Raw genomic sequence first — 15,672 nt, forward strand, 5'->3', positions numbered from 1 at the left:
TTTGGAGACAGCCAGTTTACCAGCACCCTGTCTGTCAACTTCCACTTCCCCAAGATCCCGCGAAGAACCTTTTTTATGGGCATGGGTCTGAGAATGGGGAGGGCAGGAGGAGACGATCACGATGGGGGCGAGGCCGTCTTCAGCCCACTGCTCCGCCAGCTGCTTGCTGGAGGATATGGCATGGATTGAGGGGGCCGATCTGGTATCGCCTGCCAGACGGGCAAGCCGGACCTGGCCTTGGTGGACATAAAAAAAACCGGCCACGGAGGCCGGTTTTGCTGTGTGAACTGAACCTGAGGCTAGCGCAGCACCACGTGTTGGAAGCCCTGCACCAGGCTGATGACGGGCTGGGGGTAGATGCCGAGCAATACTACCAGAATGGCGGAGAGCAGCACCACCAGGCCCCCGGAGGAGAAGGCCCAGTCGGCCCTGGCATCGCGCAGTTGCATGCCGGGTTCACGCAGGTAGAGGGTGACCATGACCCGCAGGTAGTAGTAGAGCCCCAGGGCACTGCCGAGCACGATGGCGCCACTGAGCCACCACAGCTTGGCATCGACGGTGACGCCGATGAGGTAGAACTTGCCGATGAACCCCAGCGTCATGGGGATACCCGCGAGGGAGAGCATCATCACCGTCATCACCGCCGTCAGATAGGGGCGCTTCCAGAACAGACCGCGATAACTGTGCAGGGAGTCCGCATCCTTGCCGCGATAGGGGCTGGACATCATGCTGATGACGCCGAAGGCCCCCAGGCTGGTGAACAGGTACATCAGCAGGTAGACACCCGCCGCTTCCACCGGCATCTCGCCGAGGCGGCTTGCCACCACCACCGCCAGCAGATAGCCGAAGTGGGAGATGGAGGAGTAACCCATCATCCGCTTGATGTTGGTCTGGATCAGCGCCAGGAGGTTGCCGACCACGATGGAGATGACTGCCATGGCCGCCAGCAGCCAGTGGATCATGGGATCCGAGGTGGCGGGTACTGCCAGGTAGAAGCGCAGCAGCACGCAGAACACCGCTATCTTGCTCACGGTGGCGAGGAAGGTGGCCACCGGTGCCGGCGCCCCTTCATAGACGTCCGGGGTCCAGAGGTGGAAGGGGGCGAGGGACAGCTTGAACGCAAAGCCGACCAGCATCAGGCCAAAGCCCCCCATCAGCAGCGGATGGTGAGCCGGGCTCTGGGCCAGGGTCACACCGAGATCGTTGAAGCTCAGGCTCCCGGCCTGGGCGTAGAGCAGCGCCATGCCGAACAGCAGGAAAGCGGTGGCACTGGCGGAGAGCACCATGTACTTGATGCTGGCTTCCAGCGAGTGCCGCTCGCGATAGGCATACCCCACCAGACCGAACATGGGCAGGGTCAGCATCTCGATCCCGATGAAGAGCGAGGCGAGGTGACGGGAGGCCGCCAGCACCAGACCACCTGCGGTGGCGATGAGCAGCAGCAGGTAGAACTCTTCCCGGTTGTCCGGATAGCCCTTGAGCCAGGTGCGACCGAAGGTGCAGGTGGCCAGGGCCCCGATGAGCACCAGCCCCATGTAGAAGACCGCGTAAGCGTCTACTTGCAGCAGGGGAGTGACCCCTTGATCCCCCTGGGCCATCACGATGGGCAGGGAGAAGAGCGCGAGGTTGAGGCCGATGATGGTGACCACGAAGGCTGTGTCGTCACAGCGCTTCCAGGCGATGGCCAGCATCAGGGCCACCATGGCACCCGTGGTCAGCAACAGGGGCAGCAGGGCCAGCAGTTGAGAAACAGTAAACGTCATGACAGTGCTCCCGACATGGACAAGGAAGGCGAAAGAGAAAGCATCATTGCAGCGCCCCCGTGCCCGGCAGCGCGTACCAGTGCAGCACGCTCAGGAGGCTGCTGCTGGCGGTGTCGAGCACCGGCTGGGGATAGAGACCGAGCAGCACCAAGAGGCCGGCGATGGTCAGCATCATGGTCAGTTCCCGGGTATCCAGCCCCTTTAGCATGCTCTCCTCCCGGGGCGTCCCGAAGCAGGCCCGCTGCAGCATGATGAGGGAGTAGACCGAGGCCAGCACCAGCCCGAAGGTGGCGATGACGGTGATGACGGGGGCCACCTGGAAGCTGCCGATGAGGATCAAGAACTCGCCGACGAAGTTGCCGGTCCCCGGCATCCCGAGGGATGCAACGGAGAAGAACAGCATCACGCCGGGCAGGTAGCGCAACCGTCCCCAGAGACCGCCCATCTGGCGCAGATCCCGGGTGTGCAGGCGCTCGTAGAGCTGGCCGCACAGGATGAAGAGGCCGGCGGCCGAGAGCCCGTGGGCAATCATCTGTACCACTGCCCCTTGCAGGGCGAGCTCGCTGCCGGAGTAAATGGCGATCATCACGAAGCCCATGTGGGAGATGCTGGTGTAGGCAACCAGCCGCTTGATATCGGTCTGGGCAAAGGCCAGCAGGGCGCCATAGACGATGCCGATGAGGCCGAGCATCATGGCGTAGGGGGCAAACTCGGCGGACGCCTCGGGGAAAAGCGGCAGAGTGAAGCGCAGCAGGCCGTAGGCCGCGGTTTTCAGCAAGATGCCCGCCAAGTCCACGGAGCCTGCGGTGGGCGCCTGGCTGTGGGCATCAGGGAGCCAGCCATGGAGCGGCACCAGGGGCATCTTGACCGCGAAGGCGATGAAGAAGCCCAGCATCAGCAGCCACTGTACCGTGCTGCTCATGGGGGTGTTGAGCAGCTCCTGATAGTTGAAGGTGAAGACACCGGTGGCGGCGTGGTGGGTCAGTACCAGGCCCAGGATGGCCAGCAGCATGATGAGGCCGCTCGCCTGGGTGTAGATGAAGAACTTGGTGGCGGCGTTGATGCGCGACTTGCCATCGGTGACCGAGTGGCCCCAGAGCGCGATCAGGAAGTACATCGGCACCAGCATCATCTCCCAGAAGAAGAAGAAGAGGAACAGATCCACCGCCATGAAGACGCCGAGCACGCCCCCCAGGATCCACAGCAGGTTGAGGTGGAAGAAGCCGATGCGCTGGACGATCTCCTTCCAGGAACAGAGGATGGCCAGCACGCCGATGAAGCTGGTGAGGATCACCATCAGGAGCGACAGCCCGTCCACGGCGAGGTGCAGGGAGATGCCGAAGCGGGGGATCCAGGGTTGTTGCCACTCGGCTGCCCAGACGGGGAGGCCGGGGTTGGCGAGGGTGAAGTCACCACCGAGCCAGATGGCGCAGGAGAGCACCAGACAGGCGCTCATGGAGGCGAGGGCCACCCAGCGGACAAACTGTCCGCCGAGCCGCTCCATCTGCCAGCAGAGCAAGCCGCCGATGAAGGGAATTAGCAAGATCCAGAGTAAGGTCACGATATCAGCTCTCATCTAGGTTCTAGTCGGGCAGGCGCTGAGCCTGCCACACAATATTGGGCTCATGGATCAGCCGAGCAGCAGCAGGGCCAGGATCAGGGCGGCGCCCATCCCCATGGAGGCTGCGTACCAGCGCAACTTGCCGGAGACGGTCCAGGCCAGCAGCTGATGCCCCCCCTGGGCCAGCACGGCGGGCAGGTTCATCATCCTGTCCAGCGGATCCTTGCCGAGCAGGCGAGTCGCCAGCAGGTAGGGCTTGACCCAAATCAGGTCATAAAGCCAGTCAAAGCCCCAGGCATTGAACCAGAGGGTGGACAGAGCCAGCCCCGGTGCACTCTCGGCGATCCCCTTCGCCAGGCGACGTTCGCCGAGGAAGAGGAAGGCGGCCAGCGCAATGCCTGCCACGGCGATGACGCCGGAGAGGATCTCGAGGCCATGGCGTCCCTCTTCGATGTGATCTCCCGGGCCGGCCGGCAGCACTCCTGCCAGCGGTGGCACGATGAGGGCGCCGACTCCGGTGGAGAGCACCAGCAGCACCAGCAGTGGCAAATGGTGGGCAAGGCCCTGTCCGGCGTGAGCCTGGGTCTGCTCCTTGCCGTGGAAGGCGATGAAGATGAGGCGGAAGGTGTAGAGGGAGGTGAGGAAGGCACCACCCAGACCGGCCCACAGCAGGGCGCTCTGGCCACTGGCCTGCACCTGCCAGAGGATGGCGTCTTTACTGTAGAAACCGGCGGTCACCAGTGGCAGCGCGGCCAGGGCCGAGCCCCCCACCAGGAAGCAGGCGTAGACCAGCGGCAGCGATTTGCGCAGGCCTCCCATCTTGAAGATGTTCTGCTCGTGGTGGGTCGCAACGATGACGGCCCCGGCGGAGAGGAACAAGAGCGCCTTGAAGAAGGCGTGGGTCATCAGGTGGAAGATGGCCCCTTCCCAGGCACCGATCCCCAGGGCCAGGAACATGTAGCCTATCTGGCTCATGGTGGAGTAAGCCAGGATCCGCTTGATGTCGGTCTGCACCAGGGCGGCAAAACCGGCGAGCACCAGGGTGATGGCACCGACCAGGGCCACCAGATGGAGGATCTCGGGAGCCAGCAGGAAGAGGCCGTGGGTGCGGGCGATGAGGTAGACACCGGCGGTCACCATGGTGGCCGCGTGGATCAACGCCGAGACCGGGGTCGGGCCAGCCATGGCGTCCGCCAGCCAGGTCTGCAGCGGCAGCTGGGCGGATTTGCCGACCGCGCCGCCGAGCAGCATCAGGCAGGCGAACGACAGGGCAGGGGAGCCTTCTGCGAACATCGCGGGGGCGCGCACCAGCAGCTCGTGAATGTTGAGGGTGCCGAGCTCGCGATAGAGCACGAAGAGCCCGATGGCGAGGAAGACGTCGCCGACCCGGGTCACCACGAACGCCTTGAGGGCGGCGGCGCCGTTGTTGCGATCCTTGTAGTAGAAGCCGATCAGCAGGTAGCTGCACAGCCCCACTCCTTCCCAGCCCAGATAGACGAACAGCAGGTCATCGGCCAGCACCAGGAACAGCATGCTGGCGATGAAGAGGTTGGTGTAGGTGAAGAAGCGTGAATACCCCTCTTCCCCGCGCATGTACCAGGAGGCGAACAGGTGGATGAAGAAGCCCACCCCGGTCACGACCCCCAGCATGGTCAGCGACAGCCCATCCAGGGAGAGACGGAAGGCGGGCTGGAACTCGCCCACCGTCATCCACTGCCACAGGGTCTGGGTATAGACGCCGCCTTCCGGCATGGTATTGAGAAAATCGATGCCGACCCACAGGGTAGTGAGGGCCGAGAGACCGATGCTGCCGACACCGATGAGCGCCGAGGTGCGCTCGCTGAGGCGGCCGAGGGAGAAGGCCAGCAGCAGCCATCCCAGCAGCGGGAACAGGAAAGTCAGATATAGGAGGCTCATCCGCGCATCTCGCTCACAGTGTCCACGTTCAGGGTGTGGTAACGACGATAGAGCAGCAGTAACAGGGCGAGGCCGATACTGGCCTCCGCTGCCGCCAGAGAAATCACCAGTATGTACATGATCTGGCCGTCGGCCTGGGCCCAGCGGCTACCCGCCACCACGAACGCCAGGGCAGACGCGTTCATCATGATTTCGATACTCATGAGGATAAACAACAGGTTGCGGCGTATCAGCAGGCCGCACAGGCCGATGGCAAACAAAATGGCCGCCAGCAGGAGGCCGTGCTCCATGGGAATTCCACTCATCGCCATGCTCCTTGTGCTTGCTGGATGGAAAGGGGGCGGGCTGCCGGCAGCGAGCCATGCATCACCACGGGGATGTCGCTCATTGCTGACCTCCTTCCTGTGTGGTGCGAGGCACGGAGAGCACTTCCCCGCTCTTGTCCTCGCGGCCCAGGTGATAGGCGGTGACCAGACCCGCCAGCAGCAGGATGGAGGCGAGCTCCACCGCCAGCACATAGGGGCCGAACAGGGTGATACCGACTTCCTTGGCGCTGACCTCGGTCAGACCCAGTTCACCGCCGGTCACGCCGAGAATGCCGTGGGCCAGAAAGCCCAGCAAAATGAGGGAGAGCAGGGCCGGGCCACCCCAGGTCATGGGGGTGAGCCACTTCTTCTCCTGATCCTGGGCGCTCCCCAGGTTCAGCATCATCACCACGAACACGAACAGCACCATGATGGCGCCGGCGTAGACGATCACCTGCAGGGCCCCCGCAAAGGCGGAGCCCAGGCAGAAGAAGATCATGGCCACGGCGATGAGGGAGATGATGAGATTGAGCAGCGCATGCATGGGGTTGCTGGTGCTGATCACCCGCAGCGTGCTGTAAACGGCGACCAGGGCCGCGGCATAGAATGCCAGTTCCATGATTGACTCCTAGGGCAGCAGGCTCTTGACATCGATGGGCTTGGCTTCGTTCTCGGCATCCCCTTTGGGTTTGCCGTCGATGGCCATCCCGCTCATGCGGTAGAAGTTGTAGTCCGGATATTTGCCGGGGCCGCTTATCAGCAGATCTTCCTTCTCGTACACCAGATCCTGGCGACGATACTCCCCCATCTCGAAATCCGGCGTCAACTGGATGGCGGTGGTGGGGCAGGCCTCCTCGCACAGGCCGCAGAAGATGCAACGGGAGAAGTTGATGCGAAAGAACTCCGGGTACCAGCGGCCATCTTCCCGCTCCGACTTCTGCAAAGAGATGCAACCGACCGGGCAGGCAACAGCACACAGGTTGCACGCCACGCAGCGTTCGTCGCCATCGGGATCCCGGGTCAGTACGATGCGACCGCGAAAGCGGGGGGCGGCGTAGACCGGCTGCTCCGGGTAGCTCAGGGTTTCACGGGGGCGCCAGGCATGGGAGAAGACCATCCCAAGACTGCGCAACTGGGTGCCAACACCCTTGATAATGCTCGTAATTTTCATAGGTGCCTCACTGCACATTTATCAGCACTGGCGCCTGGGCGTTTCCTTGCCGCAGACGGCCGAATCATCGTCATGTCCATCTCGTTTTGCTCACGCATTCATCAGCACCACGGCAGCGGTGACCAGCATGTTGAGCAGGGTCAGGGGCAGGCACACTTTCCAGCCAAAGGACATCACCTGGTCGAAGCGCGGGCGGGGCAGGGAGGCCCGCAGCAGGATGAAGAACACCATGAAACAGGCTGTCTTCAGGGCGAACCAGATGAAGGGCGGCAGCCAGGGGCCGTGCCAGCCACCGAAGAAGAGGGTCACGATGAGTGAAGAGATCAGCACGATGCCGATGTACTCCCCCACGAAGAAGAGACCCCACTTCATGCCCGCGTACTCGATGTGATAGCCGTCGGCGAGCTCCTGCTCGGCCTCCGGCTGGTCAAACGGGTGGCGGTGGGTGACGGCGACCCCGGCAAACAGGAAGGTGACGAAGCCCAGGATCTGGGGGATCACGTTCCACATGCCGGCCTGGGCCTCGACGATGTCACGCAGGTTGAAGCTGCCGGTCTGGATGACGATGCCCATGAGCGAGAGGCCAAGGAACACCTCGTAGGAGAGGGTCTGGGCCGAGGCGCGCAGGCTGCCGAGCAGGGAGTACTTGTTGTTGCTCGACCAGCCTGCGAAGAGCACGGCATAGACCGCCAGCCCGGCGATCGCCAGGATATAGAGCAGCCCCACGTTGAGATCCGCCACGCCCCAGGTGGGGGTGATGGGTACCACCGCAAACGCCAGGATGAAGGCGGTGAAGGCGATGATGGGGGCCAGCACGAAGATCCGGCGATCCGCAAAGGGCGGGATCCAGTCCTCCTTGAAGAACATCTTGACCATGTCGGCTGCCAGTTGCAGCAGGCCGAAGGGGCCAACCCGGTTGGGGCCGTAACGGTCCTGCCACAGTGCCAGCAGGCGGCGCTCAATGAAGCTCATGAAGGCGCCAGCCCCCACGATCCCCACGAGTACGACCAGGGCCTTGCCGACCTCGATCAGCAGATCCATCAGAGAGTCGCTCATGCGATGACCTCCTGCAGGTTATCGATCAGGGCATGGTGCAGGGCGGTCGGCAGGCCGTTCACCCCGAGTGGCAACCCTGCCAGGCCCGGAGCCAGCGCATCGCTCAGGCGAAGACGCAGGCGCCAGTGGTTGCCACCCCAGGAGAAGGCCACCAGTGCGTCAGGGGATAGTGCCAGGCGCGCGGCATCCGCCGGGTTCAGTACCAGGGTGGGTTCCCCCATGCGAGCCTGGATGACCGGGCTTCTGGCGGAGAGCTCCTCGCCACCGAACAGCTGGTCATAGCTCACCACCTGCAGGGATGCGGCGGGCTGGAAGGGGGCCGGGATGGTGCCAAACCAGCCCAGGTTGCCTTCGCCCGGCTCCAGCAGGCGGCGACCGGGATCCCCGGCACGCAGGTTGCCGCCCACCTCGTCCTGGAACTTGTTCCAGGCGGAGGGGGAGTTCCAGCCCGGCGCCCAGGCAAACGGTACCTGGGAGAGGGGCTGGCGGGCACCGGCGTAGCCTTCCATGGAGAAGGCGAACGGTGAATCGGGATCCTGGGCGACTCTGGGCTCGCTCACGTTCTGGTTCGCCAGCATGGAGGTGCGACCACTGTAGCGGTGCGGCTCCCGGGCGAGCTTCATGCCGCGAATGCGCAGGCCGGCGTTGGGTGCAGCTTCACCCATGGTGGTGAGCAGCGGGGCGCTGGCGGCGCAATCGCGACTGACATCGTCGAAGGTGTTCCAGCGAACCGAACGCGGTTGCTGGCTCCCTTGCAGGGCATCCAGCCAGCGCCAGCTCTCGCGCACCTGGATATCGGCGTTGTAGAAGGCGGGAGCATAGACCTGGAAGAAGCGCTGGGCGCGGCCTTCCATGTTGACCAGGGTGCCATCGCCTTCTGCAAAACTGGCGGCAGGCAGCACCAAATCCGCCTTCTTCGCGGTGGCCGTCTCCTGATGGTCGATGACCAGCAGGTGTTGCAAGCGATCCAGGGCGGCGTCCACCCGGCTGCGGGGGGCTCGGCGGTAGAGGTCGTTCTCAAGAACGACCAGGGCAAGCCTCTCTTCCCCTTCCATGCGTTCGAGGGCTGCCTCCAGCGGGGCGGCATGCCGGGCCAGTATGGCCAGCCCCACGCTGTTGGCTTCCTGAGCCACGAGGGCAAGCTCCGCGGCCTGGCCACGGCCCTTGAGGGCGCGGGCGATGTTGCTGGCCGCATCGATCAGCGCCTCGTTGCGGGCACCATTGCCTGCGATGATGAGGGGCTTTTTGGCGTTGCCAAGCAGGTCGGCCCATTGGGCGGCGAGGGCCTGCTGTTCGGGGGAGAGATCCGTTGGCGCCGGTGCACTGGCGTCCAGCAGGTGGGCGATGGCAAACCCGAGGCGCGCCTGATCCGCGTGGGGGGCGTGCAGGGTGCTGCTCGCCACGTCATCCAGGCGGGTGGCATCCAGACTGGTGATGAGCAAGGGGTAGCGCTGGTTCTGGGCCAGGGTCTGTACGGCAGCGACCTGCCAGAGATCCACCTTCAGCTTGCGGGCAATTTCGCGCCCCTTGCCTTTCACTGCCTGGCGCAGGGCCAGGGCGATGCGGGCGGCGGTCTGGGTGACATCTTCCCCGAGCACCAGCACGGCGTCGGCTTCTTCCATGTCGCGCAGGCTGGGAGTGCGCACGCCGCCGTGCTCCAGAATGTCCAGCATCTTCTGCAGGCATTTCCATTCGCTCTGCTCGACCCCGGAGTAGAAGTTGGCGGCCCCCACCAGTTCGCGCAGTGCGAAGTTGCTCTCCAAGGAGGCGCGGGGTGAGCCAATGCCGATGACGCCGCTGGCAGTGCGCAGCGCATCCGCGGCCCGGTTCAGGGCGCCATCCACCGTGATGGCCAGCTTGTCACTGCCATCCTGCAGCAGGGGCTGGCGCGGGCGGTCGGTCAGATTGACGTGACCGTAGCCGAAGCGGCCGCGATCGCAGAGGAAATAGTGGTTCAGGGCACCGTGGAAACGGTTCTCGATGCGGCGCAGCTCGCCGTAGCGCTCACCCGGGCTGATGTTGCAGCCGACCGAGCACCCCTGGCAGATGCTGGGGGCGAACTGCATGTCCCACTTGCGGTTGTAACGCTCGGAGTGGGTCTTGTCGGTGAAGACGCCGGTGGGACAGACCTCCACCAGGTTGCCGGAGAATTCGCTCTCCAGAGTGCCATCCTCGACCCGACCGAAGTAGACGTTGTCATGGGCGCCATAGACCCCGAGATCCTCGCCACCTGCGTAATCCTTGTAATAGCGCACGCAGCGGTAGCAGGCGATGCAGCGGTTCATCTCGTGGTTGATGAAGGGGCCCAGATCCTGATTCTGGTGGGTGCGCTTGGTGAAACGGTAGCGGCGGCTGTTGTGGCCCGTCATCACCGTCATGTCCTGCAGGTGGCAGGCGCCACCCTCTTCGCACACCGGGCAGTCGTGGGGGTGGTTGGTCATCTGCCACTCCACCACTGTCTTGCGAAACTCCTTCGCCTCTTCATCCTCGATGGAGATATAGGTGCCATCGGTGGAAGGGGTCATGCAGGACATGACCAGGCGGCCGCGCTTGTCGTCGGCATTCTGATACTGTTTGACCGCGCACTGGCGGCAGGCACCGACGCTACCGAGCGCCGGGTGCCAGCAAAAATAGGGGACGTCCAGACCCAGCGACAGACAGGCTTGCAGCAGGTTGTCTGCCCCGTCTACCTCGTACTCTTTACCGTCTACATGAATGGTTGCCATACAACTTCCCTGAAACCTGTTTTATGAAATCGGCTATTGCCCGATGCGTCCTGGCGCTTACCAGCGCTCGCCCAGCAGGTTGGGCTGGATACCCTTGAACAGCTTGTGATTGTCATGGGGGGCCTTGACCCCGGCCTCGAACTCGGACCGGAAATACTTCATCGCACTGCCAAGGGGCTCGACGGCGCCGGGGGCATGGGCACAGAAGGTCTTGCCCGGGCCCAGGAAACTGACGAGCTGTTCCAGGGTCGCGAGATCCTCGGGTTGGCCCTCGCCCCGCTCCAGCGCCCGCAGGATCTTGACGCTCCAGGGCAGGCCGTCGCGGCAGGGGGTGCACCAGCCGCAGGATTCGCGGGCAAAGAACTCCTCCATGTTGCGCAGCAGGGAGACCATGTTGATGCTGTCATCCACCGCCATGGCAAGGCCCGTACCCATGCGGGTGCCCACCTTGCCGATGCCGCCAGCGTACATCTGGGCATCCAGGTGCTCGGGCAGCAGGAAGCCGGTGCCGGCGCCGCCCGGTTGCCAGGTTTTCAGGCGATAGCCGGGCTTCATGCCGCCTGCGTACTCCTCGAACAGCTCGCGGGCGGTGATGCCAAAGGGCAGCTCCCACAGGCCGGGATTGTTGACCTTGCCGGAGAAGCCCATCAGCTTGGTGCCGTGATCTTCCGAACCCGGCAGTGCCAGCCCCTGATACCAGGCCACACCGTTGCCGATGATGGAGGGGACGTTGCACAGGGTTTCGACGTTGTTGACGCAGGTGGGCTTGCCCCAGACGCCGGAGACGGCGGGGAAGGGGGGTTTGGCCCGCGGGTTGGCGCGCCGTCCTTCCAGGGAGTTGATGAGGGCCGTCTCTTCGCCGCAGATGTAGCGACCTGCGCCGGTGTGGACGAACAGCTCGAAGTCAAAGCCCGAGCCCAGGATGTTCTTGCCAAGGAGCCCCGCGGCCTTGGCCTCTTCCACGGCGCGGCGCAGGTGGATGGCGGCATCCACGTACTCGCCGCGCAGGAAGATGTAGCCACGATAGGCCTTGAGAGCACGTGCACTGATGATCATCCCCTCGATCAGCAGGTGGGGCAGCTGCTCCATCAGCATGCGGTCTTTGTAGGTATTGGGTTCCATCTCGTCGGCGTTGCAGAGCAGGTAACGGATGTTCATGCTCTCGTCTTTGGGCATCAGGCCCCACTTCACGCCGGTGGAGAAACCGGCGCCGCCGCGTCCCTTGAGGCCGGCATCCTTGACGGTGCTGACGATGTCATCCGGGCTCATCTGGCCAAGGGCCTTGCGGGCGGCCTCATAGCCCTGTTTTGCCTGATACTCCTCGAGCCACACCGGCTGGCCATCGTCCCGCAGGCGCCAGGTGAGAGGGTGAGTCTCGGCGGTGCGGGGGATGCGATTGGCGGTGCCGAGGGAGGCAAGCGTCTTGCCTGGCTGAATGCTCATGGGTAAGCCTCCAGGGTTTTCAGCAGGCTGACGGCATCGAGTCCGCCATAGGTATCGTCATCGATCATGATGGCCGGCCCCTTGTCACAGTTGCCGAGGCAGCAGACCGGCAGCAGGGTGAAGCGGCCGTCGGCGGAGGTCTGGCCGGGGGCCAGGTCCATCACCTCTTTCAGCCCGGCCAGCAGTTGTTCGTGGCCGTTGATGTAGCAGACCATGCTGTCGCAGACGCGGATGATGTGGCGACCGACCGGCTGGCGGAAGATCTGGCTGTAGAAGGTGGCGACCCCCTCCACGTCGCTGGCGGGGATGCCGAGCTCGGCGGCGATGGCGTGGATGGCACTGTCAGGTACCCAGCCACGGGCCTGTTGCACTATCTTGAGCGCTTCGATGCTGGCTGCACGGGGATCTTCGTAGTGGTGTTTCTCGTGTTCGATGGCATCGCGCTCAGCCTGGCTCAGGACGAAATCTCCCTGCTGGCTGCTGCATGCCCCTTGCCCTTGTGGGGTCTGGTTATTGTGACACTGACATTGGCTCATGACTTGACCTTTTGTGGCTTGTCCCTTTACTGCGCGTCTTGCCCTTCGCCCCGGCTGCCGGGGCGAGAGGACTCAACGATCCACATCTGACATAACGAAATCGATACTGCCCAGGTAGACGATAAGATCCGACACCATCTGGCCGCGGATCACCGAGGGGATCTGCTGCAGGTGGGCGAAACTCGGGGTGCGGATCCGCGTCCGGTAGCTCATGGTGGATCCGTCGCTGGTCAGGTAATAGCTGTTGACCCCCTTGGTCGCCTCTATCATCTGGAAGGACTCGGCGGCCGGCATGACAGGCCCCCAGGAGACTTGCAGGAAGTGGGTGATCAGGGTTTCGATGTCCTGCAGGGTGCGCTCTTTGGGCGGTGGCGTGGTGAGCGGGTGATCCGCCTTGAAGGGGCCCTCAGGCATATTTTTCATGCACTGCTCGATAATCGACAGGCTCTGGCGGATCTCCTCGATGCGTACGGTGGCGCGGTCGTAGGCGTCCCCGTTGCTGCCCACCGGCACCTCGAACTCGAACTGATCGTAACCGGAATAGGGGCGCCATTTGCGCACGTCAAAGTTGAGCCCCGTGGCCCGCAGACCGCCCCCCGTGGTGCCCCAGGCCAGGGCCTGGGCCGTGTTGTAGGCGGCGACGCCGATTGTGCGGCCCCGCAGTATGCTGTTGCGCATGGCCGCCTTTTCATACTCCATCAACCGCTTTGGCAGCCAGCTCAACAGGTTGTCCTGGATGAGGCGGGTCCAGCCGGCAGGCAGATCGTGGGCCACGCCGCCGATACGGAACCAGGCCGGGTGCATACGGGCTCCGGTGATGGCCTCGATGATGGTGTAGATCTTCTGGCGGTCCGTGAAGGTGAAGAAGACCGGGGTCATGGCCCCCACGTCCTGAATGTAGGTGCCAAGGAACAGCAGGTGGCTCTGGATGCGGAACAGCTCCGCCATCATCACCCGGATCATGTCGACCCGCGCCGGCACCTTGATGCCGGCCAGCTTCTCGACCGCCAGCACATAGGGCAGGTTGTTCATCACGCCGCCCAGGTATTCGACCCGGTCGGTGTAGGGGATGTAGCTGTGCCAGGACTGGCGCTCGCCCATCTTCTCGGCGCCGCGGTGGTGATAGCCGATGTCGGGCACGCAGTCGCGGATCTCTTCCCCGTCTAGTTGCAGCACCAGGCGGAAGGCGCCGTGGGCGGAGGGGTGGTTCGGCCCGAGGTTCAGGAACATGTAGTCCTCGTTCTCGTTGCCGCGGGCCATGCCCCACTCTTCCGGCTTGAACAGCAGGTTGTCCTGCTCCTGATCCTGCTTGACCGCATCGAGCATGAAGGGATCAAACTCGGTGGCGCGCGCCGGGTAGTCCTTGCGCAGGGGGTGCCCTTGCCAGCTCTTGGGCATCATGATGCGGGTCAGATGGGGGTGGCCATCGAAGGTGATCCCCATCAGATCCCACACTTCCCGCTCGTACCAGTTGGCGTTGGGGAAGTGGCGGCTGACGGTGGGCAGATGGAGATCGCTCTCCTTGAGCGCCACCTTCAGCATCACGTCGGCGTTACGGTCGATGGAGATGAGGTGATAGAAGACGGTAAAGTCGCTCTCCGGCAGGCCGTGGCGATGGCTGCGCATCCGTTCGTCGGTGGCGCTGAGATCGAACAGCATAACGAAGGGGGAGGGCAGCTTTTGCAAGAAGCCCATCACGTCCAGCAGCAGATCCCGGGAGAGCCAGATGACCGGCACGCCGGTACGGGTGCTCTGCACGGTGAAGCGCTCGGCACCGAAGTGGGCGAACAGCTCGCCGACCACCTGGGCATCGGCGTGATCGGCGGTTTGCCACTGTGCCATGGTGTAATTGCTTGGGAATTCTCGAGTCAGTTTCATGATCAGATCTCATCCGGCGTGCGCAGGTTGGTCACGTTGATCCGCTCGCCGCGCTTGCGTTCCTTCTCGGATTGCATCTGGGGACGGTAGATCCCCTGATCTCCCACCACCCAGGAGAGGGGGCGGCGTTCCTTGCCGATGGACTCCTGCAGCAGCATCAGGGCTTGCAGGAAGGCCTCGGGGCGGGGCGGGCAGCCCGGAATGTAGACATCGACCGGCAGGAACTTGTCCACCCCCTGTACCACGGAGTAGATGTCATACATGCCGCCGGAGTTGGCGCAGGCCCCCATGGAGATAACCCACTTGGGCTCGAGCAACTGCTCATAGAGCCGCTGGATGACAGGGGCCATCTTGATGAAGGGGGTGCCGGCAATCACCATGAAGTCAGCCTGACGGGGGGAGGCTCGTATGACCTCAGCACCGAAGCGAGCCACGTCGTGGGGAGAGGTGAAGGCGGTACACATCTCCACGTAGCAGCAGGAGATGCCGAAGTTGTAGGGCCAGAGGGAGTTCTTGCGGCCCCAGTTGACGGTGTCTTGCAGCACCTCTTCGAGGCGCCCGATCATGATGCCGCGGGTCGCTTGCTGCGCCAGTGGATCATCGACGGTCTGGCGCTGTTCCTGGGGGTAGCGCTCAACGGGCGCATCCGGGTCAATCCGGGTCAGGGTGTACTTCATGGTGCAACCTCAAAGAGATAATCGGTAGTTCAGTCTGGTTTCTTGTCAGTCAGGACACGCTTTTTCGGGGCCCAGTCGAGGGCACCAATGCGCCACAGGTAGAGGAGGCCTACCAGCAGCAGGGTGATGAAGATGGTGGCTTCGATGAAGCCGACCCAGCCGCTCTCCCGAACTGAGACGGACCAGGCAAAGAGATAGAGGGCTTCGACATCGAAGATGACGAAGAACATGGCGACCAGGTAGAACTTGGCGGAGAAGCGCAGGCGGGCGTTGCCGACGGAATCCACCCCGGATTCGAAGGGTTTGTTCTTGGCACGGCCATAGGCGCGTCCCCCCAGCAAGGCCGCCAGGCCTATCATGGTCAAGCAGATACAGATGGCGCCAATGACATAGACAGCAAAAGCCCAGTGCTGGACGGCAATATCAGCAAACATATAGGTTTTTCCCTAACCAAATTAATCATGTGACCTAACAATGATGTTACGTAGTATGCCACTTTCGTACTGATTTACATGTCATTTCAAAGGATTAATTATTAATCAACGGGATGAAAATTGTGTTTTGCTAGGGAAGGTGCGAATAAGTCATATGGCACGAGAGCATTTACTGGTAACCCATTGATATTAAATGACTAAAATT

Annotated in this window: 14 protein-coding genes; 1 reads left to right on the forward strand and 13 read right to left on the reverse strand. The window is 63.1% G+C overall.

The genetic code is table 11. The features are described 5' to 3' along the window. Positions 1-189 (forward strand): hypothetical protein (locus tag OKC30_RS14805; RefSeq protein WP_270666701.1); only part of this gene is annotated, 189 nt, incomplete at its 5' end. 110 nt (positions 190-299) lie between these two features. Here OKC30_RS14805 and nuoN read toward each other — a convergent pair. The 13 genes from nuoN to OKC30_RS14870 form a co-directional block, all read right to left on the reverse strand. Next, complete coding sequence (nuoN, locus tag OKC30_RS14810) at positions 300-1,763, reverse strand: NADH-quinone oxidoreductase subunit NuoN (RefSeq protein ID WP_160838647.1); 1,464 nt, start codon at positions 1,761-1,763, stop codon at positions 300-302. Between the two features lie 43 nt (positions 1,764-1,806). Beyond that, entirely contained in the window at positions 1,807-3,324 is a 1,518-nt protein-coding gene (gene nuoM, locus OKC30_RS14815) for an NADH-quinone oxidoreductase subunit M (RefSeq protein ID WP_270666703.1), read from the reverse strand. A 69-nt stretch (positions 3,325-3,393) separates the two neighbouring features. Then, complete coding sequence (nuoL, locus tag OKC30_RS14820) at positions 3,394-5,241, reverse strand: NADH-quinone oxidoreductase subunit L (RefSeq protein WP_270666702.1); 1,848 nt, start codon at positions 5,239-5,241, stop codon at positions 3,394-3,396. Further along, a complete protein-coding gene (nuoK, locus tag OKC30_RS14825; protein ID WP_010675036.1) occupies positions 5,238-5,546 on the reverse strand; it encodes an NADH-quinone oxidoreductase subunit NuoK in 309 nt (102 codons plus the stop codon). Before nuoK ends, nuoL begins: the two co-directional genes overlap by 4 nt. Positions 5,547-5,625: 79 nt before the next feature. Continuing rightward, entirely contained in the window at positions 5,626-6,165 is a 540-nt protein-coding gene (nuoJ, locus tag OKC30_RS14830; RefSeq protein ID WP_270809658.1) for an NADH-quinone oxidoreductase subunit J, read from the reverse strand. Positions 6,166-6,174: 9 nt separating this feature from the next. Next, positions 6,175-6,717: an NADH-quinone oxidoreductase subunit NuoI gene (gene nuoI / locus OKC30_RS14835; protein ID WP_010675034.1), complete on the reverse strand. Its 543-nt coding sequence runs from the start codon at positions 6,715-6,717 to the stop codon at positions 6,175-6,177. Between the two features lie 90 nt (positions 6,718-6,807). Continuing rightward, positions 6,808-7,773, reverse strand: a complete 966-nt coding sequence (nuoH, locus tag OKC30_RS14840) for an NADH-quinone oxidoreductase subunit NuoH (RefSeq protein WP_010675033.1) — start codon at positions 7,771-7,773, stop codon at positions 6,808-6,810. After that, complete coding sequence (nuoG, locus tag OKC30_RS14845) at positions 7,770-10,499, reverse strand: NADH-quinone oxidoreductase subunit NuoG (RefSeq protein WP_160838655.1); 2,730 nt, start codon at positions 10,497-10,499, stop codon at positions 7,770-7,772. Before nuoG ends, nuoH begins: the two co-directional genes overlap by 4 nt. Positions 10,500-10,556: 57 nt before the next feature. Beyond that, the gene (nuoF, locus tag OKC30_RS14850; protein WP_160838657.1) at positions 10,557-11,942 is read right to left on the reverse strand and encodes an NADH-quinone oxidoreductase subunit NuoF; all 1,386 of its coding nucleotides are present in this window, start codon (positions 11,940-11,942) and stop codon (positions 10,557-10,559) included. Beyond that, entirely contained in the window at positions 11,939-12,478 is a 540-nt protein-coding gene (gene nuoE / locus OKC30_RS14855; protein ID WP_234888640.1) for an NADH-quinone oxidoreductase subunit NuoE, read from the reverse strand. Before nuoE ends, nuoF begins: the two co-directional genes overlap by 4 nt. A 72-nt stretch (positions 12,479-12,550) precedes the next feature. Then, positions 12,551-14,356: an NADH-quinone oxidoreductase subunit C/D gene (gene nuoC, locus OKC30_RS14860; RefSeq protein ID WP_041211563.1), complete on the reverse strand. Its 1,806-nt coding sequence runs from the start codon at positions 14,354-14,356 to the stop codon at positions 12,551-12,553. A 2-nt stretch (positions 14,357-14,358) separates the two neighbouring features. Then, positions 14,359-15,033 carry a NuoB/complex I 20 kDa subunit family protein gene (locus tag OKC30_RS14865; RefSeq protein WP_010675028.1) on the reverse strand — a complete coding sequence of 225 codons (675 nt, stop codon included), beginning with the start codon at positions 15,031-15,033 and terminating at the stop codon, positions 14,359-14,361. A 29-nt stretch (positions 15,034-15,062) separates the two neighbouring features. Next, positions 15,063-15,467 carry an NADH-quinone oxidoreductase subunit A gene (locus OKC30_RS14870; RefSeq protein WP_039038710.1) on the reverse strand — a complete coding sequence of 135 codons (405 nt, stop codon included), beginning with the start codon at positions 15,465-15,467 and terminating at the stop codon, positions 15,063-15,065. Positions 15,468-15,672: the final 205 nt, after the last annotated feature.

The sequence above is a fragment of the Aeromonas sp. QDB18 genome, from assembly GCF_027705325.1.
GTDB lineage: Bacteria > Pseudomonadota > Gammaproteobacteria > Enterobacterales > Aeromonadaceae > Aeromonas > Aeromonas caviae.